Annotated in this window: 22 protein-coding genes; 11 read left to right on the top strand and 11 right to left on the bottom strand. The window is 47.7% G+C overall.

Annotated features, from left to right (window positions below; all coding sequences use genetic code 11):
• The first annotated feature begins 115 nt into the window (after positions 1 to 115).
• Positions 116 to 349 carry a DUF3319 domain-containing protein gene (locus tag L5M40_RS16125; protein WP_006082632.1) on the top strand — a complete coding sequence of 78 codons (234 nt, stop codon included), beginning with the start codon at positions 116 to 118 and terminating at the stop codon, positions 347 to 349.
• Positions 350 to 370: 21 nt separating this feature from the next.
• Here L5M40_RS16125 and lldR read toward each other — a convergent pair whose 3' ends face one another.
• The gene (gene lldR, locus L5M40_RS16120; protein WP_105251752.1) at positions 371 to 1,270 is read right to left on the bottom strand and encodes a LysR family transcriptional regulator LldR; all 900 of its coding nucleotides are present in this window, start codon (positions 1,268 to 1,270) and stop codon (positions 371 to 373) included.
• 290 nt (positions 1,271 to 1,560) lie between these two features.
• Here lldR and L5M40_RS16115 point away from each other — a divergent pair, with 290 nt between their 5' ends.
• Complete coding sequence (locus L5M40_RS16115) at positions 1,561 to 2,523, top strand: AEC family transporter (protein ID WP_263177369.1); 963 nt, start codon at positions 1,561 to 1,563, stop codon at positions 2,521 to 2,523.
• Positions 2,524 to 2,651: 128 nt separating this feature from the next.
• Entirely contained in the window at positions 2,652 to 4,310 is a 1,659-nt protein-coding gene (gene recN / locus L5M40_RS16110) for a DNA repair protein RecN (protein WP_263177370.1), read from the top strand.
• A 152-nt stretch (positions 4,311 to 4,462) separates the two neighbouring features.
• On the opposite strand, the gene L5M40_RS16105 is transcribed toward recN, so the two are convergent.
• The 9 genes from L5M40_RS16105 to glyA all read right to left on the bottom strand — a co-directional run bounded on the left by L5M40_RS16105 (position 4,463) and on the right by glyA (position 12,166).
• Positions 4,463 to 4,957, bottom strand: coding sequence for a phosphatidylglycerophosphatase A (locus L5M40_RS16105; RefSeq protein ID WP_028761385.1), 495 nt, complete (start codon positions 4,955 to 4,957; stop codon positions 4,463 to 4,465).
• Positions 4,958 to 4,972: 15 nt separating this feature from the next.
• On the bottom strand, positions 4,973 to 5,929 hold the full coding sequence (gene thiL / locus L5M40_RS16100) for a thiamine-phosphate kinase (protein ID WP_037392620.1): 957 nt from the start codon (positions 5,927 to 5,929) through the stop codon (positions 4,973 to 4,975).
• Between the two features lie 78 nt (positions 5,930 to 6,007).
• Positions 6,008 to 6,412: a transcription antitermination factor NusB gene (gene nusB / locus L5M40_RS16095; RefSeq protein ID WP_006082638.1), complete on the bottom strand. Its 405-nt coding sequence runs from the start codon at positions 6,410 to 6,412 to the stop codon at positions 6,008 to 6,010.
• A gap of 11 nt (positions 6,413 to 6,423) precedes the next feature.
• Positions 6,424 to 6,903 carry a 6,7-dimethyl-8-ribityllumazine synthase gene (ribE, locus tag L5M40_RS16090; protein ID WP_006082639.1) on the bottom strand — a complete coding sequence of 160 codons (480 nt, stop codon included), beginning with the start codon at positions 6,901 to 6,903 and terminating at the stop codon, positions 6,424 to 6,426.
• A 130-nt stretch (positions 6,904 to 7,033) separates the two neighbouring features.
• Complete coding sequence (gene ribBA, locus L5M40_RS16085) at positions 7,034 to 8,137, bottom strand: bifunctional 3,4-dihydroxy-2-butanone-4-phosphate synthase/GTP cyclohydrolase II (protein ID WP_263177371.1); 1,104 nt, start codon at positions 8,135 to 8,137, stop codon at positions 7,034 to 7,036.
• A gap of 95 nt (positions 8,138 to 8,232) precedes the next feature.
• The gene (locus L5M40_RS16080; protein WP_113939349.1) at positions 8,233 to 8,889 is read right to left on the bottom strand and encodes a riboflavin synthase; all 657 of its coding nucleotides are present in this window, start codon (positions 8,887 to 8,889) and stop codon (positions 8,233 to 8,235) included.
• Positions 8,890 to 8,900: 11 nt separating this feature from the next.
• Positions 8,901 to 10,055: a bifunctional diaminohydroxyphosphoribosylaminopyrimidine deaminase/5-amino-6-(5-phosphoribosylamino)uracil reductase RibD gene (gene ribD / locus L5M40_RS16075; RefSeq protein WP_263177372.1), complete on the bottom strand. Its 1,155-nt coding sequence runs from the start codon at positions 10,053 to 10,055 to the stop codon at positions 8,901 to 8,903.
• Between the two features lie 119 nt (positions 10,056 to 10,174).
• Positions 10,175 to 10,624, bottom strand: coding sequence for a transcriptional regulator NrdR (gene nrdR / locus L5M40_RS16070; RefSeq protein ID WP_006082643.1), 450 nt, complete (start codon positions 10,622 to 10,624; stop codon positions 10,175 to 10,177).
• A 288-nt stretch (positions 10,625 to 10,912) separates the two neighbouring features.
• The gene (gene glyA / locus L5M40_RS16065) at positions 10,913 to 12,166 is read right to left on the bottom strand and encodes a serine hydroxymethyltransferase (protein ID WP_131523579.1); all 1,254 of its coding nucleotides are present in this window, start codon (positions 12,164 to 12,166) and stop codon (positions 10,913 to 10,915) included.
• 189 nt (positions 12,167 to 12,355) lie between these two features.
• Between glyA and ettA the strand changes: the two genes are divergently transcribed.
• Positions 12,356 to 14,023 carry an energy-dependent translational throttle protein EttA gene (gene ettA / locus L5M40_RS16060; RefSeq protein ID WP_105251746.1) on the top strand — a complete coding sequence of 556 codons (1,668 nt, stop codon included), beginning with the start codon at positions 12,356 to 12,358 and terminating at the stop codon, positions 14,021 to 14,023.
• Positions 14,024 to 14,175: 152 nt separating this feature from the next.
• Here ettA and L5M40_RS16055 read toward each other — a convergent pair whose 3' ends face one another.
• Positions 14,176 to 15,117, bottom strand: a complete 942-nt coding sequence (locus tag L5M40_RS16055) for a LysR family transcriptional regulator (protein ID WP_263177373.1) — start codon at positions 15,115 to 15,117, stop codon at positions 14,176 to 14,178.
• 274 nt (positions 15,118 to 15,391) lie between these two features.
• On the opposite strand from L5M40_RS16055, the gene L5M40_RS16050 reads away from it, so the two are divergent.
• The 7 genes from L5M40_RS16050 to L5M40_RS16020 all read left to right on the top strand — a co-directional run bounded on the left by L5M40_RS16050 (position 15,392) and on the right by L5M40_RS16020 (position 24,664).
• Complete coding sequence (locus L5M40_RS16050) at positions 15,392 to 16,315, top strand: MBL fold metallo-hydrolase (RefSeq protein ID WP_173243465.1); 924 nt, start codon at positions 15,392 to 15,394, stop codon at positions 16,313 to 16,315.
• A gap of 188 nt (positions 16,316 to 16,503) precedes the next feature.
• A complete protein-coding gene (locus tag L5M40_RS16045) occupies positions 16,504 to 17,196 on the top strand; it encodes a DsbA family protein (RefSeq protein WP_173497536.1) in 693 nt (230 codons plus the stop codon).
• Positions 17,197 to 17,198: 2 nt separating this feature from the next.
• Positions 17,199 to 17,669, top strand: a complete 471-nt coding sequence (locus L5M40_RS16040; RefSeq protein ID WP_212599294.1) for a nuclear transport factor 2 family protein — start codon at positions 17,199 to 17,201, stop codon at positions 17,667 to 17,669.
• Between the two features lie 287 nt (positions 17,670 to 17,956).
• Positions 17,957 to 19,159 (top strand): metallophosphoesterase, encoded by a 1,203-nt coding sequence (locus L5M40_RS16035; protein ID WP_263177374.1) that lies wholly within the window; start codon positions 17,957 to 17,959, stop codon positions 19,157 to 19,159.
• Positions 19,160 to 19,406: 247 nt separating this feature from the next.
• On the top strand, positions 19,407 to 20,201 hold the full coding sequence (locus L5M40_RS16030; RefSeq protein WP_263172595.1) for a substrate-binding periplasmic protein: 795 nt from the start codon (positions 19,407 to 19,409) through the stop codon (positions 20,199 to 20,201).
• A gap of 210 nt (positions 20,202 to 20,411) precedes the next feature.
• A complete protein-coding gene (locus tag L5M40_RS16025; protein WP_105251741.1) occupies positions 20,412 to 21,521 on the top strand; it encodes an efflux RND transporter periplasmic adaptor subunit in 1,110 nt (369 codons plus the stop codon).
• A complete protein-coding gene (locus tag L5M40_RS16020; protein WP_263177375.1) occupies positions 21,521 to 24,664 on the top strand; it encodes a multidrug efflux RND transporter permease subunit in 3,144 nt (1,047 codons plus the stop codon). Before L5M40_RS16025 ends, L5M40_RS16020 begins: the two co-directional genes overlap by 1 nt.
• Positions 24,665 to 24,757 lie beyond the last annotated feature (93 nt).

The raw sequence follows: 24,757 nt of genomic DNA, 5'->3' as shown, positions 1-24,757 counted from the left end.
AACAATGTTTCTAAACAATAAGCCTCTAGTCTCGACTGCAATCACTTTCATGCAAGCCACAAAACGAGTAAGACCAAGGCTAGCAAGTTCCATCAGCCAATATTGAGTTATTCCAATGAAAAAGATTGTTTATCAAGGATTTGTCTTAACCAATAGCGAAGGACGAACCGACAGTTGGAAACTGACCATCAAAGATCAACAGCGTATCGGTTCTTTATTTGAACTGCGGCGTTTAGTGGGATACTTCTTAGAACTCGGCATACTGCCCGCGACACGCTCCAGCCTGCAAGATGCAAAACAAACTCAAAACACCATGAGCAAAAACACCGTAAAACCTAAAAGACGCTAAAAATCAGTTCTCCTCGTTAAATCAACGCATAGAAAATAACTCTGGCGCCTTTGACTGCATAAACTCAATAAAGACTCTTACCTTTAGCGGCTGCTGGCTGCGCTGATGATATAAAATCGAAATTCGCCTCTGTTCGCCAATCCATTCAGGCAGTAATACTTTAAGTTTTCCCTCTTTAATCTGCTGTTTTACAAATAGTTCAGGACCATACAAGATCCCGCCATGGCCTAAGGTCGCCTGAATCGCTCCGTGTAAATCCGTGAGGGTGAGCTTAGTCGGGCCATTAAAATAAAAAGACTCGCCGCTTGGATGCTTTAAATGCCAATTAAACAGCGGCCAGACTTTTATCAGTTGATGGGCTTCAAGATCATCGGGATGCTCAAGTTTAGGTGCCTGAGCCAAATATTCTGGTGTGGCAAACAGGCAATAGTCGAGCTCGCCTAAGGTACTCGACACCCAAGAAGAATCAGGCTGAGCACCGCCAACAATCGCCACATCTATGCCTTTGTCGATCAAATCGACTAACTCATTGCTCTGGGAAATGTGCAAACGGATATCTGGATACAAACGGCCAAACTCATTCAATGCCTGAATAAACACAATGGAAATAATCGAAATCGGTGCGGCGATGCGCAGGGTTCCCTCGGGTTTATCACTGCCTAAACCACTTAGTTCATCAAATTGAGCAACCACACTCTGGTAGCGTTGAAAGAGTGCCAGCCCTTCCTCCGTCAATCGTAACTTGCGGGTACTGCGCATAAAGAGCTGTTTATCGAGCTTCTCTTCCAACTTCGCTAACTTGCGGCTCACAGTGGCGATGGGCATATCGAGCTCCTTCGCCGCCTGCGAAAAACTGCCCGCATTGACTAAATGCACAAAAAGATAGACAAGTTGTAGTTCAGCGCCTAAATCATCACTCATTGCATATCCTAATTTCACATATTGGGTATTGACGTTAAAACGCTAAATTCACTAAGTGATTGTGTTTTAAACATTGAATTATTCACTTATACGACCATAGCGCAATAGCCTTAGATTGAAATGGTATGTTATTTTGTGGCGAGTTTTACTGCGCTGGTGCTAACTCTGGCTCTAAAGTGACATAAAAAGAAGCAAGTGCTGTAACTCTGGCCACCAAGAATCATAGCGACAGTAAAATGACGACGGTGGGCGAGTTTATTCAAATTTAATCGTAAGGATGAGTGAGGGAAATGACCATTTTAACCCCTCTGTTTGCCGTCTTCGGGATCATGTTGCTCGGTACACTAGTGCAAAAACTAAAACTCTTGCCCGTCGATACGGATCAAGTGCTGAACCAATATGTCTACTATATTGCGTTCCCTGCAATCATGCTTATCGCACTCGCCCAGCAGCCGATTGGCGAGATTTTGCAATGGGGATTTATTGCGGGCTACAGCACAGCTATGGTGATCACTTATCTTGTCTGCCTTGGGCTATCGCTGATCGCTAACCCTAAACAGCATGCGGTTGCCGCCATTCGAGCCCTCAATGCCACCTTTGGCAATACGGCATTTATTGGTATTCCACTGCTCATCATCCTCTTTCCGCAGCAGCAAAGTGCCTTAGTCGCCGCCGCGATTGCCAGCTTATTATCCGTGCTGATGTTTGCCGTCGCCTTAGTCTCGATGGAACTGGCCACTAACACCCAAAGACAACACCACGCCTTAATCATAATGGCAATGGCGGTAGGTAAAAACCCTATCGTTATTGGTAGCTTAATTGGCGTCGGCATTTCGGCGCTAGAGATAAAACTGCCGTCAGGGCTGGCGCTAATGATCCAGCAAATAGGCAATACCTCAAGCCCCTGCGCCCTATTTGCTATCGGCATGGTACTCGCCAAAGCGATGCGCTACCAGAAAGATAGCAGCGTATTTAGCACCAAGAATTTTATCGAACTGAGCCTTATCAACCTCTTCAAGCTGGCTATCCAACCGGCACTCGTCTACTTTATGCTTAACCGTTTTGGAGTAAGTGGTGACTACCTGATCATGGGCGTGATCTTGAGCGCACTGCCCACCGCGGCTAGCGTGTACTTACTCGCCCAGCGTTATAACACTCAGGCTTCAACCAGTGCTCAGGGTATTCTATTTGGCACCTTAGTCACTTTCTTCAGTTTGCCTATCTTAGAAAGCTTAGTAAGAACCTATGCATAATCAGTTAATTAAAAATATTTACTGTCGATAATGCCGATTTTTCACCCAAGCCACTTTACTGTATATAAAATCAGTATATACTGTTTATCAATACAGTGGTTTGGTATGTTTTTCGACAGGAATTCACTATGCTTTGCCAACTCAGCATTAATAACTTCGCTATCGTCCGTTTTTTAGAACTGGATTTTCGCCCCGGTATGACCAGCATCACAGGTGAAACCGGTGCGGGTAAATCGATTGCCATCGATGCGCTAGGCCTATGCCTAGGCAATCGCGCCGATGCCAGCAGTGTTCGTCCCGGAGCCAATAAAACCGAGGTCAGCGCCCGCTTTTCCTTGGATGATATTCCACTGGCAAAACGTTGGTTAGAAGATAACGATCTTGAACTCGATGATGAGTGCATCCTACGTCGGACTATTAGTAGCGATGGCCGTTCACGCGCCTACATCAATGGTAATCCAGTGCCGCTGACGCAGCTAAAATTACTGGGTCAGTTGCTTATTGGTATTCACGGTCAACATGCGCACCATGCAATGTTAAAAAGTGAACATCAACTCACCCTGCTCGACAGTTATGCCAACCACAGATTGCTTATCGATACGGTTGCCGCTAGCTTTCAACGCTGCAAGCAAATTGAGGCTGATCTAAAACAACTCGAAGCCTCCCAGCATGAACGTATTGCCCGTAAGCAATTAGTGCAATATCAAGTAGAAGAACTCGATGAGTTTGATCTTAAAGTTGATGAGTTCGATGAGATTGAGCAAGAGCACAAACGTCTGGCTAATGGCACTGAGTTGATTGATACCTGTCAGGCGAGCTTAGATATACTCACTGAGGGCGAAGAGAACAATATAGAGTCGCTACTCAACCGAGTCGTTTCCCTCGCCGAAGATCTGCAAAGCTACGATCCCGCATTAAGCAATATCAACACTATGCTCAATGATGCCTTAATCCAAGTGCAAGAAAGTGCAGGCGAATTACAGCACTATTTGAGTAAGCTTGAACTCGATCCAACCCACTTTGCCTATTTAGAAGAACGGCTATCAAAAGCCATGCAACTGGCGCGTAAGCATCATGTTAGCCCGAATAAACTGGCCGAGCATCATTTAGCATTAAAGGCTGAGCTAAGCACCTTAGACAGTGATGAAAGTAAACTTGAAGAAATTCAGCTTCAAGTCGAGGCAAGTAGAGCCGCTTATCTTAGCAATGCGCAAAAGCTCAGCCAAAGCCGAGCCCGCTATGCTAAAGAACTCGACAAACTGGTGACTCAGTCAATCCACGAACTGAATATGCCAAAGGGTAAATTTACTATCGAAGTCAATTTCCACCCAGAGCAAATGTCAGCCAACGGCAGTGATAATATCGAATTTATGGTCACCACTAACCCTGGCCAACCTTTACAACCGATTTCGAAAGTCGCATCTGGCGGTGAACTTTCACGGATAGGCTTAGGGATCCAAGTCATTACCGCGAAGAAAGTTGCCACGCCGACATTGATTTTCGATGAGGTGGATGTCGGGATTTCCGGTCCCACCGCCGCAGTAGTAGGCCGCATGTTACGCAGCTTAGGGGAATCGACCCAAGTACTGTGCGTGACTCACTTACCTCAAGTTGCGGGCAATGGTCATCAACACATGTTCGTCGATAAGTTTAATAAGGCGGGCAGTACTGAGACCACAATGAAGTCGCTCGATCGTGAGCAACGCATTCAAGAGCTTGCAAGACTGTTAGGTGGCGATACTATCACTAGCAATACCCTCGCGAACGCAAGGGAACTGCTGCAATAGTAATATGGATCAGATAACGAATGAGGTCGCTAAACGCTTGAATCTACACACTCTATATCACAAGCTAAGGGGCTATATCAAAAACTAAGGGTTAGTGTTGACCATGCTAACTAACATGCCGGGTTAACTATCATGTTAGGTTAGCGATAATGTTAGCTAAAACACCAGACTAGCCCTTGCAGACAAATAAACGAAAACACGCCCGCTAACACATCGTCAATCATAATGCCAAAACCACCATGAACTTTGGCATCGAGCCATCGAATAGGCCAAGGTTTGATGATGTCGAAAAAGCGAAATAGACCAAAGCCGACTAACAACCAACCCCAACCTGCTGGTGCCGCTATCATAGTGATCAGTAGCCCAACCACTTCATCCCACACAATCGCACCGTGATCGTGTACCCCCATATCTTGAGCGGCTTTACCGCAGATATAAAATCCCGCAAATGCGCTCAATAAGGTTAAGCCGATATACCAAGTGAGCGGTAATGGCGCCATCAATAAGTAGAGGGGAATGGCTGCTAAGGTACCGAAAGTACCGGGTGCTTTAGCGGCGAGTCCGCTACCAAAACCGAGTGCCAAAAAGTGGACAGGATTTTTTAATGACAGGCGCGTTAGCACCTGATCCTTTGACAACCATTTCATTAACATGCTCTTCGCTTAAAAGTGCTCGAAACCGTGATACGGCGGTGTAAACGGCTCACCATTGAGTTGCAACTTGAGCTTACTGCCTGCACAAATTTGTCCAACGCGAACAAACTTTGCTCCTGCATGGCTTAATGCCGTCTCAAGCGCGCCTTTTTGCGCTTCAGGAACGGTGAACAGCAGTTCATAATCTTCGCCCCCTGTAAGCGCATAACCTAAGGCATGCTCCTCGCTGACGGTATCTTGCATCGCGCGTGAAAGCGGGATGCAATTAACGTCCACCACAGCACCAACTGCCGAAGCCTTAAGCACATGACCGATATCCGAGATAAACCCGTCGGAAAGATCGATTGCACTAGAGGCAAGCGAACGCAAAGCTTGGCCCGCTAAAACTCTTGGTGTTGGACGATAATGGCGATTAATCAGGAATTCTTTATGCTCGGCTCTGGCCTGTTGCGCGCCTCGAATAATATCCAGACCTAAGGCCGAATCTCCGAGCGTGCCCGTGACATAAATCCAATCACCCGCTTTAGCACCATGACGCGTGAGTGCTTTACCCTGTGGGACTTGGCCGTGCACTGTGATGTTAATAGCCCGTGGACCACGAGTCGTATCGCCGCCAATTAAGGCGATGCCATAGTAATCGGCCGCTTCAAATAAACCTTCACTAAAGCCACTTAGCCAAGTCTCATCGACTTCGGGTAGCGTTAAGGCAAGCGTCATCCACGCGGGTTCAGCGCCCATGGCTGCCAGATCAGATAAATTTACCGCTAAAGCTTTGTAACCTAAGGCAGCGGGAGGCATGTCGGGGAAGAAATGGACATTTTCAACTAAGGTGTCACAGGAGATAGCGATCGACTTGTTTTCTGCAGGTTGCACTAAAGCGCAATCGTCACCGATGCCAAGCTTCACATCACGGCGAGTGGGGCCGCGGTTGCTAAAATAACATTCAATTAATTGGAATTCTTTCACTGTACAGTTTGGCACGACTTACATCGGCCACCTTTGTTAGCAATGAAAAACGGTATCCTAAGATACCGTTTGTCTTTATTACTTGCGTGCAACCAGTTTGTCGAGCAGTCCGTTCACAAACTTATGACTCTCGTCCGCACCGAAAGCTTTTGCCAACTCAATCGCTTCATTAATCGCGACCTTGTATGGCACATCTTTACGGAAAGTCAGCTCATAGGTCGCTAAACGAACTATGGCTTTCTCTACTGGAGACACTTCATCAATCGGGCGTTCCAGATGCGGGATGATCAGCTCATCCAATTGGGTTTTCTTCGTTGCAACGCCTGAAAATAGCTCACGAAAATAAGCTACATCAACACCGTCGAGACTTTGTTCAGTTAAAAACTCATGCTCGACATCGGCAATATTATTCCCGCTTAGTTGCCATGAATAGATGGCTTGAACGGCTAAACGGCGGGCCTTGCGGCGCTCAGAAGGCTTCATTATTTTTCCTACTATAACAACTGTTGTTCAAGTTCTTGCAGAACATTGACCATTTCAAGCAGGCTTAGAGCAGCTTCGCCGCCTTTGTTACCCGCTTTGGTACCTGAACGTTCAATCGCTTGTTCAATGGTATCAGTGGTCAAAACACCGAAAGCAACAGGCAGATCAAATTCTAAAGCAACTTGAGCTAGACCTTTATTACATTCGCCTGCAACAAAATCAAAATGAGGAGTACCACCACGGATCACCGCACCTAATGCGATAATACCGTCGAATTTACCACTGGCAGCTACGCGACGCGCAGCTAGCGGCAACTCAACCGCACCTGGTACACGGACAACAGTGATATTGTCGTCGCTGACTTGGCCAAAACGTTTCAGCGTGTCAAGTGCACCTTCAAGCAAGCTCTCAACTAAAAAGCTGTTGAAACGCGAAATTACAATCGCAACTTTGGCATTTTTCGCTTCGATATTACCTTGAACTACGTTCATTATCTTACCTAATTTAGCTAAAGCACCCAGCTCGGGGCGAAAAGTGGCGACATGATATCACAGCCAATTGCCCAGAGCCCTATGCAAATTATCAGAAATTGTTAATTTTACTTCAGTGTAACTTTGGGTTTCAGTCCGCCACATACTCAGACACTTCAAGGCCAAAGCCTGAAAGTGAGTGGTAGCGTTTAGGCGAGCTGAGCAGGCGCATCTTAGTCACACCAAGGCTGGCGAGAATTTGCGAACCCACACCCACACGGCGCGACGTCCCCTGCCATTTTGCAGAAGCAGGCGCTTGGCCTTGATCTTCAGCTTCAAAGGCTTTCACCTTAGAGAGAATTTCACAGGGATGTTCTTGATTCCCGAGTAAAACCAATACACCACCTTCTGCAGAAATACGCTCCATCGCCTTTTCGAGTGGCCAGCTGCGTTGCTGATCGCGCTCTGAGTGGAGTAAATCGTTGAAGGTATTTTGCAAATGCACACGCACCAAACAATCTTCTTTCACCTCACCTTTGACTAAGGCAAAGTGCAGTTGATTGTCGATAGTGTCTCTGAAGGTCACCATGTCGAACTCACCGAAACGGGTCGGTAATTTGCATTTAGCTTCACGCACAACCGTGGTTTCTTTGGTGTTGCGATACTCGATTAAAGCCGCGATAGTGCCGATTTTGATGCCATGCAACTCGGAGAAAATCTCCAAATCTGGGCGACGTGCCATAGTGCCGTCTTCGTTCAAAATTTCAACGATAACGCCCGATGGCTCAAGTCCCGCAAGACGGGCTAAATCACAGCCAGCTTCAGTGTGGCCTGCGCGGGTTAATACGCCGCCGTCCTGTGCCATTAACGGGAAGATGTGCCCTGGTTGCACTAAATCAGACGCTTTAGCCTCTTTAGCCACAGCCGCTTTCACCGTTACAGCGCGATCGTGGGCCGATATACCGGTAGTCACACCCTCCGCCGCTTCAATAGAAACCGTAAAGTTAGTCGAGAACTGGGCGTTATTATTCGTCACCATTAAGGGGAGATTTAACTGCTGGCAACGGGCTTTAGTCATGGTCTGGCAAATGAGCCCACGGCCATATTTCGCCATAAAGTTAATCGCTTCTGGCGTGACCATTTCGGCCGCCATGATCAAATCACCTTCGTTTTCTCTGTCTTCGTCATCCATCAAAATAACCATTTTGCCTTGACGAATATCTTCGATGATCTCTTCTATACTGTGCAGCGCCATTGTAGGACCTTATGATTTTGCTGTTATTATGAAATTCTATACCTAAATAACCTAAGCTGCCGATAAGCTTAAGTTAAATAATCTGCTCCTGTGCACTAACGCACAAAGCCGGCACGGGCTAACATTTCCATGGTGACACCACCGCTCTTGCTGTCTTTGCCATCATAATTCATCAAGCGTTCAAGATAACGGGCGATTAAATCCACTTCGATATTCACCTTATCGCCCGCTTGCAGGTCGATTAACGTGGTTTCACCTGCGGTATGCGGCACTATGGTCAAGCGGAATCGACTGCCGTCCACTTCGTTAACCGTCAGACTCACGCCATCAATGGTGATGGAACCTTTATGGGCAATATAACGCCCAAGCTCTGCGGGGGCGGCTAACCAAAACTCGATAGCTTGACCACGCACTAGGCGTTGCTCAACCGTTGCAATACCGTCAACATGACCGCTGACCATATGGCCGCCTAAGCGTGTGGTTGGGGTAACGGCCTTTTCAAGATTCACCTTAGTGCCCACTTTATAATTAGCAAAGCCGGTTAGACTCACGGTTTCGGCAGAGACATCAGCCACATAACCGTCGGCTAATTGCTGCACAACCGTTAAGCACACACCGTTGGTAGCAATACTGTCGCCTAGACGTACATCGTTTAAATCCAGTTTGCCGCTCGCCACGGTAAGACGAATATCATCGCCTTTACGCTCCAGTTTGCGCAGGGTGCCAACGGCTTCAATAATCCCAGTAAACATGGTTAACTCACTTAATTAAATAAAGAAGTATCAAGCTTAACGCTCAAGATTAAACGGGTATCTGGCCCTATTTTGCGCTCATCGACCAACGTGAGTGCAGGAATGTGTGCCATGGTTTGATAATCGGGCAATTGCAGCAGATTACGCCCATGCCCACCGAGGATTTTCATCGCTTGATATAGCACTAACTCATCGGCCAGCCCCTCTGCTAAAAAAGCGCCTGCTAAGGTTGCACCCGCTTCCACCAACACGTGATTACAGCTTTGGCCTAAATAGCTTAATAGTTCAGGCAATGAGACGCGACCTGCAATTGCAGGTAACACGAGGCAACTCACATGGGAGGGCAAATGTGCTTGAAACTCTGCGGGATAAGCCACGGTAGAGACCAAGAGTATGGGCGATACGATAGCCAAGCAGGCGGCCGATAACGGCAAACGGGCGCGGCTGTCGAGTATCACTCTTAATGGCTGCAGTAATTGCGCTTCGGTTAGACGGTCTTTTAAGCTGCCAAGTTCCTGATAACGCACATTGAGTGAGGGATCGTCCGCCAGTATGGTTTCAATTCCCGTGACCAGTGCACAAGAACGTAAACGTAATCGCTGCACGTCGCGGCGAGATTCTGGACCAGTTATCCATTTAGACACACCGTTAGACAGCGCGGTTTTACCATCGAGACTCGCGGCTAATTTTACCGTAACTCTGGGTAAACCCGATTCCATGCGCTTCATAAAGCCTAAATTCAAGGCATAGGCTTCATCGCGGTGTAATCCCACATCCACTTCAATGCCGGCGTCACGCAACATTTGAATGCCACGACCACCCACTTGCGGATTAGGATCTTCCACCGCCACTACTACACGTTTAACGCCAATATTGATCAGTGCCAAGGCGCAGGGCGGCGTGCGCCCATAATGGCTGCAGGGCTCTAAAGTGACATAGGCCGTTGCGCCACGGGCGCGTTCGCCAGCCATACGTAGCGCATGCACTTCGGCGTGGGGTTCACCCGCTTTTTGATGATAACCTTCACCGATGATTTGATTATCTTTAACGATAACGCAGCCCACACTGGGATTGGGCCTCGTGGTGTAAAAGCCTTTGCGCGCCAATTGAATCGCGCGGCTCATCATTTGGGTATCGAGTACGGACCAACTTATGTTCAAGCTCATGTTCAACCCTGTTGTTAAAGGTTTCGGCTTTCACCAGTCTTACAAACCTGTCTTTTAAATTTGTGCTTTCACGCCAATCGCTCGTACACGTCTGCCTTGTCGGCGACAAAACTCAATGACTACTTTTGCAGCTTGGCGATGGCTTCGCCAAATTCAGACACGTCTTCAAAGGCGCGGTACACAGAAGCGAAACGAATGTAGGCGACTTTATCTAGGCTCATCAATTGCTCCATCATTAAGTTACCCACCATTTCTGACGGCACTTCCCGCTCGCCAGTGGCGCGCAGAGTAGACTTGATTTTGCTGAGTGCTTGCTCTATTTCATCCATAGATACGGGGCGTTTTTCAACGGCGCGCAACATGCCACCTTGGAGTTTTTCTTCATCAAAGGGTTGGCGTGAACCATCGCGCTTAATCACCCTAGGCATAACTAATTCGGCGCCTTCGAAGGTGGTAAATCTTTCATGACATTCGGTGCATTCTCGGCGACGGCGCACTTGGTGGCCTTCTGCCACTAATCGGGAATCGATGACTTTAGTATCTGTCGCGCTACAAAATGGACAATGCATTGAGCCTCCTGCCAGTGAATGGTGGTAAAGCGTTAATGGCTTTACCTGTTAAATCTCAGTCAAACGCAATGGATTTAAGCCTAAGATTTTACCAATAAAAATGGCCGCAAGATGCGGCCATGGGATTTTATCCTATTTATGGGCTGAGGTTAACTACCTGAGCTTAACAACCTAATGTTAACTACTTGATGTTAAGTGCCTGATGCTAAATACCTGATGTGATAAGTATCAAGTCAGTCGGCGGTCAATCTCGGCCCTTCATCTACTAAGCGTAGATGCATAGGCAAATTAGCCGTAAACAGGGAAACGTGCGCAAAGTGCCAATACTTGGCCCTTCACACGTTCAATCACAGCAGGATTGTTCGCATCATCAAGGATGTCACAAATCCAGCCAGTCAGCTCTTTCGATTCCGCTTCTTTAAAGCCGCGGCGCGTAATCGCTGGCGTACCGATACGCACACCTGAGGTCACAAAGGGTGAACGTGGATCATTTGGCACTGAGTTTTTGTTCACGGTAATGTTAGCGCTACCTAAGGCGGCATCGGCTTCTTTACCCGTTAAGTCACGACCAATCAGGTCAACTAGCATTAAGTGGTTGCTGGTTCCGCCAGAGACGATTTTGTAACCGCGCTCAAGGAACACTTCAACCATAGCTTTAGCGTTGTTAACCACTTGCTGTTGGTAAACTTTAAATTCTGGCTCTAGGGCTTCTTTGAACGCCACCGCTTTACCGGCGATAACGTGCATCAATGGGCCACCTTGACCGCCTGGGAATACCGCAGAGTTCAACTTTTTGTACAAGTCTTCATCGTCAGCAGCAGATAGGATCACGCCACCACGGGGACCCGCTAAGGTTTTGTGGGTCGTAGATGTCACAACATGCGCGTGTGGTACTGGGTTTGGATAAACGCCCGCAGCAATAAGACCGGCAACATGCGCCATGTCGACAAATAAATAAGCACCGATTTTGTCTGCGATTTCACGCATTTTTGCCCAATCAACGATACCTGAATAGGCGGAGAAACCACCGATCATCATCTTAGGCTTATGTTCTAAGGCAATACGTTCCATTTCGTCGTAGTCGATTTTGCCAGACTCGTCGATACCGTAAGGAATGATGTTGTACAGTTTGCCAGAGAAGTTAACGGGTGAACCGTGGGTCAAGTGACCACCGTGGGCTAAGTTCATGCCCAGTACGGTATCGCCAGGTTTTAACAATGCCATGTAAACCGCGCTGTTTGCCTGTGAACCTGAATGAGGTTGTACGTTAGCGTAAGTTGCGCCAAACAGTTGTTTAGCACGTTCAATCGCTAAGGTTTCAACTACGTCCACATACTCACAACCACCGTAGTAACGCTTGCCTGGATAGCCTTCAGCGTACTTATTGGTTAACTGTGAACCTTGCGCTTCCATCACGCGTGGACTGGTGTAGTTTTCAGAAGCAATCAGCTCAATATGCTCTTCTTGACGCAGAGTTTCATTCTGAATTGCGTTAAACAGTTCCGGATCATAATCTGCGATATTCATATCTTTTTTCAGCATTGCTTACTCCAGCTGCCAATTCTTATAGGTAGGGTTGCGCGGTATTCTACTCGGAACGCGGTCACAATCCCAGTATTTGAAACATGAAATTCCTGCAGAGAGTGCTTGAACTTGGCTCATTGTCGAGTTGAGTTCGGCGCGCAATCGAGTAGAATTAGCCGCATCATTAGTCACTTAAGATAGAGAAAAATGGCTCAGTTTGTTTACAGCATGCTGCGGGTGGGTAAAATTGTTCCGCCTAAGAAGCAGATCCTTAAAGATATTTCTTTAAGCTTTTTCCCCGGCGCCAAAATTGGCGTACTCGGCCTCAACGGTTCAGGTAAGTCGACACTACTGCGCATTATGGCGGGTATCGACACCGAAATTGAAGGCGAAGCGCGCCCAATGCCGGGATTGAAAATCGGTTACCTGCCGCAGGAACCTAAACTCGATCCGAATCAAACCGTGCGTGAAGCGATTGAAGAAGCGGTAGCAGAGGCAAAAAATGCCCTGACTCGCCTCGATGCCGTTTATGCCGCCTACGCCGAGCCGGATGCCGATTTCGACGCCCTTGCAAAAGAGCAAGGCGAACTCGAAGCCATTATCCAAGCCCAAGATGCCCATAACTTAGAGTACGTCCTTGAGCGCGCCGCCAACGCCCTGCGTCTGCCAGATTGGGATGAGAAAATCGAAGTATTATCCGGTGGTGAACGTCGCCGCGTGGCGATTTGTCGCTTGCTGCTTGAAAAACCAGAAATGCTGTTACTGGACGAACCGACCAACCACTTGGATGCTGAATCTGTGGCGTGGCTTGAGCACTTCCTGCAGGAATATGCTGGTACTGTGGTCGCGATTACCCATGACCGTTACTTCCTCGACAATGCTGCTGGCTGGATTTTAGAACTCGACCGCGGTGAAGGTATTCCGTGGGAAGGTAACTATTCTTCATGGCTTGAGCAGAAAGATGCCCGTCTGAAGCAAGAATCGGCTACCGAAAGCGCCCGTCAAAAAACCATTGCAAAGGAATTGGAATGGGTACGCCAAGGTGCGAAAGGCCGTCAGTCTAAGGGCAAAGCCCGTATGGCGCGCTTTGAAGAGCTGAACACTAACGATTACCAAAAACGTAACGAAACCAACGAGCTGTTTATTCCGCCCGGACCACGTTTAGGCGACAAGGTTATTGAAGTGAATAACCTGACCAAGTCTTACGGTGACCGCGTATTGATCGACAACCTGTCGTTCTCTGTGCCTAAGGGCGCGATCGTCGGCATTATCGGTGCCAACGGCGCGGGTAAATCGACGCTGTTCCGCATGTTATCCGGCACTGAAACGCCTGACAGCGGCAGCATTGAGCTGGGTGAAACAGTGCAATTGGCATCGGTTGAGCAGTTCCGCGATTCGATGAATGATAAGAACACCATTTGGGAAGAAATCTCCGGTGGTCAAGACATCATGCGTATCAACAACATGGAAATCCCGAGCCGTGCCTATGTAGGCCGCTTCAACTTCCGTGGTGGCGATCAGCAAAAAATCATCGGCACTCTGTCGGGCGGTGAGCGTAACCGAGTACATTTAGCCAAACTGCTGCAAGCGGGTGGTAACGTATTATTACTCGACGAACCCACCAACGATTTAGACGTTGAAACCCTGCGCGCACTGGAAGAAGCGATTCTGGAATTCCCAGGTTGCGCTATGGTGATTTCGCATGACCGTTGGTTCCTCGACCGTATCGCGACCCACATTCTGGATTACCGTGACGAAGGCCAAGTGAACTTCTACGAAGGTAACTACACAGAATACTCGGCATGGTTGAAAAACACCTATGGCGCCGATGTGGTTGAGCCACACCGCTTGAAATACAAGCGCATGATTAAGTAAATCTAGAATCTAGAATCTAGAATCTAGAATCTAGAATCTAGACAAGTGTAAATCTGAGGAGTTTAGCTCGAAAGGGTTAAGCTCCTTTTTTATGGTATTCAGTTACGCTATGAGTGCCGTAGACTTTGGCGCTATTTCAAACTGGCACGATTTCAATTCAAGCTGGCAAAGTAGGCCACCAGCATGTCCATCATCACCCTAAGTGCAGGCTGCATATGTTTGCGGGATTGATACACGCCATACACACCGAGGGACTGAGGCATGAACTCAGTTAACAAAGGCACTAACTGACCCGAGTCTAAATAGGGTTTCGCCGCCCAAACAGGCTGCATAGCAATCCCCTCGCCTGCCAGTGTAGCATTGAGCACCACCATGGAATCATTGGCGCTAAAATTGCCATTCACAGGCACATTAAACGCCTGACCTTGGTTTACCTTAGGATCGGAGTTCAGCGCTTGAGCCTGTTTCGCCCCTACATCGGTTTTATAAAAGCGCCACATCACATCGCCAAAATAGGAATAGGTTAAACAGTTATGCTGAGTTAAATCCTCGGGATGCAGCACGGCGGCGCGCGCGGCAAGGTAACTCGGTGCGGCGCATACCACAGACTCACACTCCCCTAAGCGCCTAGCGATAAGATTGGGATCGAGTTCATTGGTGATGCGAATAGCCAGATCAATACGCTCGGCGACTAAATCGACGGTTTGGCTGCTCACGTGGAAATTCACGCTCGCCTGCGGATAACTGGCTAAATATTGCTGTACCACGGGCGCTAAAATCTGATGCGCCAAAAACTGGGAGCAGCTAATACGCAATAAGCCTCGCGGAATCGCCACAGCGGCATGACTGACCGCCGGCACTTCGTTAGCCAGTTCGAGCAGCCGATGGCAATAGTCCAGCACTTGCTCGCCCGCTGGCGTTAAGCTGAGGCTGCGCGTCGAGCGATGCAATAACCTAGCACCAGACCATTCCTCCATTTCGCTCAAGTAACGGGTCACCATAGAACGCGACATATCTAAGGCATTGGCGGCGCTGATCATGCTGCCGCGCTCAACAATAGTCACAAACACCTTAGCCGCTTCGAGTCTATCCATGATTTATCTCCACTCGCGTTCAATCAATAACGTTTAATCACTCACTTTCAAATCACTCGAAGGTTCACTCACATACTCACGTCACCACATGAATAATAACTAAGAGTGCACGCGGCTATTCGTCCGATTTATGCAACAAACATGGGCAGATACTCGCATTTATCTATTGATTTTTGCAACCTATACTTAACTCACTTTTGCAGCAGCTGCAAATCAATGAATGCTAAATCGAACCTTTTACTCTTTCACCCTGTGACTATAAGTGAGCCCCAAAATGAACACATCGACCTATGCAATACGTAACACAGTTAACGCCACATTGAAGGCCTCGTCTAAAATAAGCCTAGCCGCCACCTTGTTGCTGGCAGGACTTAGCGCGGTCAATGCAGCGCCATTGCAAGTGAGCCATTTTAATCCGGGCGAAAACAGCATCTTTGCCGTGTCATCGAGCTTTATCAGCGGCAAACACGAAATGATGCTCGTCGATGCGCAATTTCAAAATAACGATGCCCAAACATTGGTCGACACCATCAAAGCCAGCGGTAAAAAGCTGACTCAGGTGTATATCAGCCATAGCGATCCTGATTTCTATTTCGGCTTAGCCGTGATTAAAAAGAATTTCCCCGATGCACAAATCGTCGCGACTCAAACCACTGTCGATGCGATTAAAGCCTCAATGGAAGGCAAACTCGCCTACTGGGGGCCGATTTTAAAAGATAATGCGCCAAGCGAATTAGTGTTACCTAAGGCGATTCACAGTGACACTTTCACCATCGACGGTGAGCAAGTGATTATCAAAGGTTTTAATGATAAACACCCTAAACACACTTTCCTGTGGGTGCCATCGGCAAAAACCATTACAGGTGGCGTGGAAGTATTTGATAACACGCATGTTTGGATGGCTGACACTCAAACTGCCTCTGAGCGTCAGGAATGGTTAACCCATTTAGATGCAATGGAAAAACTGCTGCCGACCACAGTGATCCCAGGGCACTATTTAGGCGAAGCGCGATTTAATACCCACGCCATCGGTTTTACCCGTGAATATGTAAAAGCCTTTGAAATCGCTGCAAAAGCCTCGAAAGATTCAGCCGAATTAATCCAAAAGATGCTGGCGCTATACCCACAAATGCCAGCCGATGCAGGGCTTGAGATCAGCGCCAAAGTTTACATGGGCGAAATGACCTGGCCTATGTAAGCCTAGTCATACCTATCTAGGCGATTAGATACAAGCATTTAAGTGCAAATAGTTAAAGACAGGCACGTGAGCGATTGCGTGCCATTTTTTAGCTAAATAACGGTACCAACCTAACTATTTTAATCGATGTTCTCAAAGGGCTTAAGTCGCTAATGTCGCGACGAACTTAAGCCAAAAGGTTTAACACTATGACTCAGCCAACAGCTCATCCAACTAGCACAACCAGCAGCACAGCAACGGCCAAAGAGCGCACTCTGCACGCCATTATCGACCCTTTATGTGGTTGGTGTTATGCCGCAGCGCCTTTACTCGATGCCGCCGCAAAAGCAGGCTTTACCATTAAGCTCCACGGCGGCGGTATGCTCACAGGCCCAAGACGTAAACAAATCGATGCTAACTGGCGCGACTATGTTATGCCCCACGATCTGCGTATTGCCGAGCTAACCGGACAACCTTTTGGGGAAAACTATTTTGATGGTCTGCTGCGCGATACCACAATCGTACTCGACTCGGCGCCTCCTATTAAAGCCATGCTCGCAGTCGATGCTATGGGTGGCGACAGTTTGGCCTATCTACACTCAGTACAACTGGCCCATTACCGTGATGGTCACAGCGCCAGTGATGAAGGTAATCTCGCAAGCTTAGCCGCTGAACTTGGGCTCGACCCTATGAGCTTTGCGCAGCATTATGCCCAAGGTGAAGACAAGCTATATGAGCATATTGTTGAATCCAGAGCATTACTGAATCTGATAGGTGCCCAAGGTTTCCCTTCGATGGCTATAGAGGATAATAACGGCAACATCACCGCCATTAATATCAACCGCTTCTACGGCCAACCCGCCCAGTGGTTAAGCCATCTTGAAGCGCAATTTGAGTCATAATCATGCCAACGCTTAATGGTGTTCCAACAAGCTCTTTAGTGAGTGAGTCTGCTCAGTTAAATCTTATCGAAACAGCAAGACAAACTGATGCGAATCTTGCACTTGTCAAAAGTACTTACGCAGGACACAGCTCTGCCGAAAATGCCAAAAATCTTGAGCATGCACTGGCAAATGACGCACGCTGGACAGAGGCCGCGGGATTTCCCTATGCGGGCACTTACGTAGGCTTTAGCGCGATAGCCGCCAAGGTGTTCGCCCGCCTCGAAACTGAATGGGATAACTATCGCGTCGATATCGAAGACTATGTCGCCCAAGACGATAAGGTTTTTGCCTTCGGCACTTATTCAGGTACCTATGTCAAAACGGGCAAGTATTTTAGCGCCCGAGTCGCCCATTTATGGAAGATACACAGCGGCAAAATCGTCAGTTTCGAACAGTTTGTCGATAGTCATACCGTCGTCAATGCCATGTAACGGTCAATATCATGTAACTGAAGTCATGATATTGAGACATGAAATAACTGAATAGTGAGGTGGGCAAGTTTAATTTAGCCCGCCTCGTGACTTGTCGACCCTAAGCCTTATCCGTATGATTTAGTGTTTTCAATATGTTGAGCACTTGACATTAAGTACTTAAGATTAAGCGTTTAAAATTGAACACTTGAGATTAACTTCGTAAAGTTACACATTCGAAGACTCATCAACTCAAGTGTCTAAAATGACAGAATGAATAACTAAAACAAGAACAAGGATGCGGTCTAATGCGAATCAATTCGATGCCAGTCGGGGCTCACCCAATCACGCTATCTATGACGCGACTTAGCCGAGCCAGCCAATGGATACTCAAGCAACAGAGAAAATTCACGCCCCTGTTATGGCTTGTCACCGCACTCCCCTTTACCTCACTGGCGTTGACCTCATTAGCGGCCAATGCAAGTGAAGCCGAGCTAGAGCTAAAAATTCAAGAAAACAGCGTCACCGATGGCCCTTATGTATTTTTAGATGATGCTCAAAAAGACATAGCCTATTGGATTTGCCAGAGTGAACTAAAACAAACAAGGATTGCGAAGGCGCAGTTAACTCGCCCTGCCAGTTGCGGTGAATTACCCCAACCGCACCTTCATACACAAGCTGTCACGGTTGAGCCAGACACCTTCACCCATGTCAGCAAAATTGTCGCCCTTAGCGATGTACACGGCCAGTTTGATGTAATGATTAACTTGCTAAAAGCCCATCAGATTATCGACAAAGATAACCACTGGGCCTTTGGTGACGGTCATATGGTGATGACGGGCGACATGTTTGACCGTGGTCATCAAGTCAATGAAGTATTGTGGTTTTTATATACCTTAGACCAAGAAGCCCAAGCTGCGGGCGGACGCTTACATCTACTCATGGGCAATCACGAGCAAATGGTGTTTCGCGGCGACTTACGCTACGTCAACGAACGCTACCAAGTTTCGGCAGATTTACTCAAACGCAGCTACGATGCGCTCTACAACAAAGACACCGAAATAGGCCAATGGCTTCGCAGCAAACATACTTTAGTCAAAATCAATAATATCTTGTTTATGCACGGCGGCATCAGCCTTGAATGGGTCGAGCGTAAATTACATATCAGCGATGCTAACCAATTATTTCGTCAGCATTTAGATGATAAAAAAGCCGATTTGAAGCAAGACGATTTACTCAACTTTTTGTTTTTTACCAATGGTCCAACTTGGTATCGTGGCTACTTTAAAGATGAACTGAAAGAGTCGGATATCGATAGCATACTGAACTATTTCAAGGTCGATCATATCGTCGTAGGGCACACATCGCAGGAACAAGTGCTTGGGCTTTATCATAATAAAATCATTGCGATAGATAGCAGTATTAAGAATGGCAAGTCCGGTGAGCTGTTACTTATCGACGCAGGAAAACTCCGCCGAGGTTTGTATCAGGGTGAGCAGGTTTCGCTATAACCTGCCTCACTAATATCTTTTGCCCCAATACGTGAATGAGCTAGCGCCTTAATCCATGAATGCGCTGGGGCAATAAGGCATGAATGAGCAAGGGTAAAATGGACGCCCACCATGGTACTCAATCGGCATAACTCTCAATCGTATGGCGCTCATTATGCACTCATCTTTATATCCATAAGTTCGCCTGTTCTAATTAACTCTGACTATACTCAAGCCAAGTGCGACTCACCTAAGTGCTGGAGTAGAAATGGGGAAGAAATTACTCACATTATCTAGCTTTTGCTTGTTTCTATTCAGCTTCTATCCCCCTGCATTTGCGGGCAGGGAACTCCAATTAGTCGCCACTAACTATCCTCCTTTTTATGCCGATGCTTTACCTGAACAGGGCGGCGTTGCGCAAGTCGTCAAAGAAGCTTTTAAACGCAAAGGTTACACTGCCAGCCTCAAGTTTTATCCCTTCGCCCGCGCGGCTTTACTCGTTAAAACAGGCCAAGCTGATGGCATCATTGGGCTCTGGTATCGTAAAGAGCGCGAGCAATGGGCCCAATATTCTGCGCCTATCCAACCCGTACAAATTGTGTTTTACAAACGTAAAGATTCACCGCTGAGTTTCAGTCAACTTTCAGATCTTAAACCTTTCACTATCGGTATAGGTCGCGGTTACGCTAATCCACCAGAAATCTTCGCCGCGGGGCTCACCACAGAGGAAGGAAATTCGGATGAGATGAATCTCAAAAAGCTGTTTTTAAAGCGTATTGACTTAGTCTTGATTGGCCATAACTTAGCGAGGTATTTAATTAAAAAAGGACCAAGTGAATATGAGGGTGCCTTTGAGCAAGTCGGCCCACCCATAGCGACTGAGGTATTTCATTTAGGGATCTCTTTGGCTGTAGCGGATCATCCGCAGTTAGTGACGGATTTTAATCAAGGTTTAGAGAGTATGCGCCGCGATGGACGATTAGCGGCAATTTTAAGCCAATATCCTCAGGTTGAAACGACTCAAGCGCCGATTGAAAAAACGCGAACTGAAGTCCATCCCTAAAGTCCGTCCAGCTTTTAAAAAGCAATAACAGCACAAAAAAACAGCAAAACTCTCGTTGAATTGTGCTCAATGCTCAAAAAACACAATTTCTTTCATTTTCGTTCGCTTACCTTTACAAACTTTTACCCAACTGGCGTACGTTATTCACTAGAATAGCGCCATTAGAGCGATTACCTTTTTAAACTGCCTTTGCGCGAGATAATAATTACAATGAAAAAAACCATTATTGCCATTGCCCTGCTTGCGATTATCGCCACAGCGGTGAGTTTTAGTGATGTCCTTCAAGCGGCTAAACCCGAAAACGCGCCACATCTTATGCGTACCGTTCCTGTGGTCACGGGTGAAGTGATTGAATATCCATTAGCGCAATCTATCTCTCTTATCGGCAAACTCGCGGCTGAACGTGCAGTGATCATTGCACCGCAAGTCACAGGTAAGATTAAACAAGTCGCAGTGACCTCAAACCAAGCGGTAAAAAAAGGCCAGTTACTGATCGAACTCGATGATATGAAAGCCCAAGCCGCCGTCGCCGAGGCCAATGCTTTCCTCAATGATGAAAAACGTAAACTCAAAGAATTTGAAAAACTGATCAGCCGTAACGCCATTACCCAAACCGAGATTGACGCACAAAAAGCCAGTGTTGATATCGCCCAAGCACGCTTATCCTCTGCCCAAGCAGATTTACATTACCACTCGCTGATAGCGCCGTTTGCGGGTAATACTGGCCTGATTAATTTCAGCGAAGGCAAGATGGTCAGCATGGGCACTGAGTTGATGTCGCTAGATGATTTGTCCAGCATGCGCCTCGACTTACAAGTGCCTGAGCATTTCCTATCGCAACTGAGTATTGGCATGCAAGTGTCAGCCACCAGTCGCGCTTGGCCGAATGAAATCTTTACTGGCAAAATGGTGGCTATCGATCCCCGCGTCAATGAGGAAACCTTAAACCTCAAAGTACGGGTGCTATTCGATAATCCGAAGAAACGCTTAAAACCGGGCATGATGATGTCGTCAACCATCACCTTCCCAGCGATTTCAGCACCTATGGTGCCAGTACAAGCTCTTGAATATTCAGGAACTAAACGTTACGTATACGTAGTTAGTGCCGACCACATTGCCCACCGCACAGAAGTGACACTCGGGGCACGTATCGATAACCAAGTCTTAATCGAAAGCGGTTTAAACATAGGTGACAAAGTCGTGGTACAGGGCTTAGTCAATATGCGCGATGGCCTGCAAATCAATGAAGTCACGCTCGATGGTAAAGCCTCAGCCCGTGCGACAGAGCTTTCAGGTCCTAAAGCAACGGAGACGAAATAATGTGGTTATCCGATGTTTCGGTTAAACGCCCTGTCGTTGCCATCGTTTTAAGCTTACTGCTGTGTGTATTCGGCATAGTGTCGTTCACTAAACTGTCGATACGGGAAATGCCCGACGTCGAAAGCCCTGTGGTCACCATCAGCACCAGTTACTCGGGTGCGTCGGCGGCGATTATGGAAAGCCAGATCACTAAGACTTTAGAAGATGAGCTAACAGGGATCAGTGGTATTGACGAAATCACCTCGACCACACGTAACGGTAGCTCGCGTATCACAGTTAAATTCCTCCTCGGTTGGAACTTAACCGAAGGGGTCAGCGATGTGCGTGATGCAGTGGCCCGCGCCCAACGCAGACTCCCAGAAGATGCAAAAGACCCCGTCGTCTCAAAAGACAACGGCTCCGGCGAACCCTCAGTCTATGTGAACTTAAGCTCGAGTGTGATGGACCGTACTCAATTAACGGACTACGCCCAGCGAGTACTCGAGGACAAATTCAGCTTAATCAGCGGCGTGAGTTCTATCAGCATTTCCGGCGGCTTGTATAAGGTCATGTACGTCAAGCTCAGACCCGAACAAATGGCAGGACGTAATGTAACCGCCACGGATATTATCAACGCCCTGCGTAAAGAGAACATCGAAACACCCGGCGGCCAAGTGCGTAACGACACCACTGTGATGTCGGTGCGTACCAAACGCTTGTACTACACGCCGAAGGATTTCGACTATCTTGTGGTGCGTACCGCCAGCGATGGCACGGCTATCTACTTAAAAGATGTCGCCGATGTGGCTGTTGGAGCACAAAACGAAAACTCGACCTTCAAAAGCGACGGCATAGTTAACATCAGTTTAGGCATTATTGCCCAGTCCGATGCCAACCCTCTGCTCGTTGCCAAAGAAGTACATAAAGAAGTTGATCGCGTACAAGACTTCCTGCCCGAAGGCACTAGCCTAGTGGTCGACTTCGACTCGACCGTATTTATCGACCGCTCGATTAACGAAGTGTATAGCACCCTTTATGTCACGGGCGCCTTGGTCGTACTCGTGCTGTATATCTTCATTGGACAAGCGCGAGCAACGTTAATCCCAGCGGTGACGGTTCCAGTATCTTTGATCTCGGCATTTATCGCCGCCAACATGCTAGGTTATTCGATTAATCTACTGACATTGATGGCATTAATCCTCTCCATCGGTCTAGTGGTCGATGATGCGATTGTGGTGGTCGAGAACATTTTCCACCATATCGAAAAAGGCGAAGAGCCCTTACTCGCCGCCTACAAAGGTACTCGCGAAGTGGGCTTTGCCGTTATCGCCACTACGGCGGTACTGGTGATGGTATTCCTCCCAATTTCATTTATGGAGGGCATGGTCGGGCTACTATTTACCGAGTTCTCCGTGATGCTGGCGGTGTCAGTGCTGTTCTCCTCCTTAGTGGCACTCACACTTACGCCTGTACTGAGCAGTAAATTACTCAAAGCCAACGTCAAACCGAATCGCTTTAATCGTTGGGTCGACAGCGGCTTTGCTCGCATGGAAAGCGTTTATCGTGTCGCCGTGACACGAGCGATTAAATTTCGTCTACTCGCACCGCTAGTCATCCTCGCTTGTATCGGCGGCAGTGCTTGGTTAATGCAACAAGTACCGACACAGCTCGCGCCGCAGGAAGACCGCGGCGTGTTGTTCGCCTTTATTAAAGGCGCCGAAGGCACCAGTTATAACCGTATGACAGCCAACATGGACATAGTCGAAGACAGGCTCATGCCCTTGCTAGGTAAAGGTGTGCTGCGATCCTTCAGCGTACAAGCTCCCGCCTTTGGTGGCCGTGCTGGCGATCAAACTGGCTTTGTCATCATGCAGCTAGAAGATTGGGAACACCGCGATGTGACAGCGCAGCAAGCCCTTGGAATTATTAGCAATGCCTTAAAGGATATTCCAGATGTAATGGTTCGCCCTATGATGCCAGGCTTTAGAGGGCAATCGAGCGAACCCGTGCAATTTGTACTTGGTGGTTCGGACTATGCCGAACTGTTTAAGTGGGCGCAGATATTGAAAGAAGAGGCTAACGCTAGCCCTATGATGGAAGGGGCTGACTTAGACTACGCAGAAACAACGCCAGAACTCATTGTTACTGTCGATAAAGAGCGCGCCGCAGAACTGGGGATCAGTGTCGACCAAGTATCGGAAACCTTAGAAGTCATGCTGGGTGGCCGCACCGAAACGACCTTTGTTGATCGAGGCGAAGAATACGATGTGTATTTACGCGGTGATGAAAACAGTTTCAACAATGTCGGTGACCTGAGCCAAATCTACATGCGGTCAGCTAAGGGCGAATTGGTCACTCTCGATACTGTCACCCATATAGAAGAAATTGCCTCGGCACAAAGATTAAGCCACACCAATAAGCAAAAATCGATCACCCTCAAGGCTAACGTCAGTGAAGGTTACACCTTAGGTGAAGGCTTAAAGTTCCTTGACGCTAAAGCCATTGAATTATTACCTAAGGATATTTCGATTGGTTACACGGGCGAATCCAAAGACTTTAAAGAAAACCAAAGCAGTATCTTTATCGTATTTGGTTTAGCTTTACTGGTTGCCTACTTAGTATTAGCCGCACAGTTTGAGAGCTTTATCAACCCATTAGTGGTGATGTTTACTGTGCCTATGGGCGTATTCGGTGGTTTCTTAGGACTACTGATCACCAGCCAAGGGATCAACATCTACAGCCAGATAGGCATGATCATGTTAATTGGTATGGTGACTAAAAACGGTATCCTCATCGTGGAATTTGCCAACCAATTGCGCGACCGCGGCTTTGAACTCGATAAAGCCATTATCGATGCGTCATCCCGTCGTTTACGGCCAATCCTAATGACAGCCTTCACCACCTTAGTGGGTGCTGTACCGTTAATTTTCTCAACGGGCGCGGGCTCAGAAAGCCGTATCGCTGTAGGTACTGTAGTGTTCTTCGGAATGGCGTTTGCTACCTTTGTGACCTTACTGGTGATCCCCGCCATGTATCGATTAATCTCGGCCACAACGCACTCTCCTGGTTATGTTGAAGCTAAGCTCGAAGCGGCGATTAAAGCACAAGAGTTAGCGGCACAAGAGGCGGCCGCAAAGCAGCAGGAACTCGCACCTAAAGCCTAGCGCTAATAATAACTGCAGAAGATCACAGAACAAAAAGCCAAGACACTCAGTGTCTTGGCTTTTTTATTGGCGTCTTAATCAAGTTTCCTTGCC

The sequence above is a fragment of the Shewanella sp. SM68 genome (genome assembly GCF_025653925.1).
GTDB lineage: Bacteria > Pseudomonadota > Gammaproteobacteria > Enterobacterales > Shewanellaceae > Shewanella > Shewanella oncorhynchi.
Note: the sequence above shows the minus strand (reverse complement) of the source record. Positions and strands in the feature narration are given on the sequence as shown.

Coding starts and splice junctions, on each gene's coding strand:
- L5M40_RS16050 (WP_173243465.1), top strand. CDS start 15,392: ATGAACACATCGACCTATGCAATACGTAACACAGTTAACGCCACATTG.
- ribD (WP_263177372.1), bottom strand. CDS start 10,055: ATGAGCTTGAACATAAGTTGGTCCGTACTCGATACCCAAATGATGAGC.
- nrdR (WP_006082643.1), bottom strand. CDS start 10,624: ATGCATTGTCCATTTTGTAGCGCGACAGATACTAAAGTCATCGATTCC.
- L5M40_RS16105 (WP_028761385.1), bottom strand. CDS start 4,957: ATGAAATGGTTGTCAAAGGATCAGGTGCTAACGCGCCTGTCATTAAAA.
- ettA (WP_105251746.1), top strand. CDS start 12,356: ATGGCTCAGTTTGTTTACAGCATGCTGCGGGTGGGTAAAATTGTTCCG.
- ribBA (WP_263177371.1), bottom strand. CDS start 8,137: ATGGCGCTGCACAGTATAGAAGAGATCATCGAAGATATTCGTCAAGGC.
- L5M40_RS16115 (WP_263177369.1), top strand. CDS start 1,561: ATGACCATTTTAACCCCTCTGTTTGCCGTCTTCGGGATCATGTTGCTC.
- nusB (WP_006082638.1), bottom strand. CDS start 6,412: ATGAAGCCTTCTGAGCGCCGCAAGGCCCGCCGTTTAGCCGTTCAAGCC.
- L5M40_RS16125 (WP_006082632.1), top strand. CDS start 116: ATGAAAAAGATTGTTTATCAAGGATTTGTCTTAACCAATAGCGAAGGA.
- L5M40_RS16055 (WP_263177373.1), bottom strand. CDS start 15,117: ATGGATAGACTCGAAGCGGCTAAGGTGTTTGTGACTATTGTTGAGCGC.
- L5M40_RS16020 (WP_263177375.1), top strand. CDS start 21,521: ATGTGGTTATCCGATGTTTCGGTTAAACGCCCTGTCGTTGCCATCGTT.
- ribE (WP_006082639.1), bottom strand. CDS start 6,903: ATGAACGTAGTTCAAGGTAATATCGAAGCGAAAAATGCCAAAGTTGCG.
- L5M40_RS16025 (WP_105251741.1), top strand. CDS start 20,412: ATGAAAAAAACCATTATTGCCATTGCCCTGCTTGCGATTATCGCCACA.
- glyA (WP_131523579.1), bottom strand. CDS start 12,166: ATGCTGAAAAAAGATATGAATATCGCAGATTATGATCCGGAACTGTTT.
- L5M40_RS16040 (WP_212599294.1), top strand. CDS start 17,199: ATGCCAACGCTTAATGGTGTTCCAACAAGCTCTTTAGTGAGTGAGTCT.
- L5M40_RS16030 (WP_263172595.1), top strand. CDS start 19,407: ATGGGGAAGAAATTACTCACATTATCTAGCTTTTGCTTGTTTCTATTC.
- lldR (WP_105251752.1), bottom strand. CDS start 1,270: ATGAGTGATGATTTAGGCGCTGAACTACAACTTGTCTATCTTTTTGTG.
- L5M40_RS16035 (WP_263177374.1), top strand. CDS start 17,957: ATGCGAATCAATTCGATGCCAGTCGGGGCTCACCCAATCACGCTATCT.
- L5M40_RS16045 (WP_173497536.1), top strand. CDS start 16,504: ATGACTCAGCCAACAGCTCATCCAACTAGCACAACCAGCAGCACAGCA.
- recN (WP_263177370.1), top strand. CDS start 2,652: ATGCTTTGCCAACTCAGCATTAATAACTTCGCTATCGTCCGTTTTTTA.
- L5M40_RS16080 (WP_113939349.1), bottom strand. CDS start 8,889: ATGTTTACTGGGATTATTGAAGCCGTTGGCACCCTGCGCAAACTGGAG.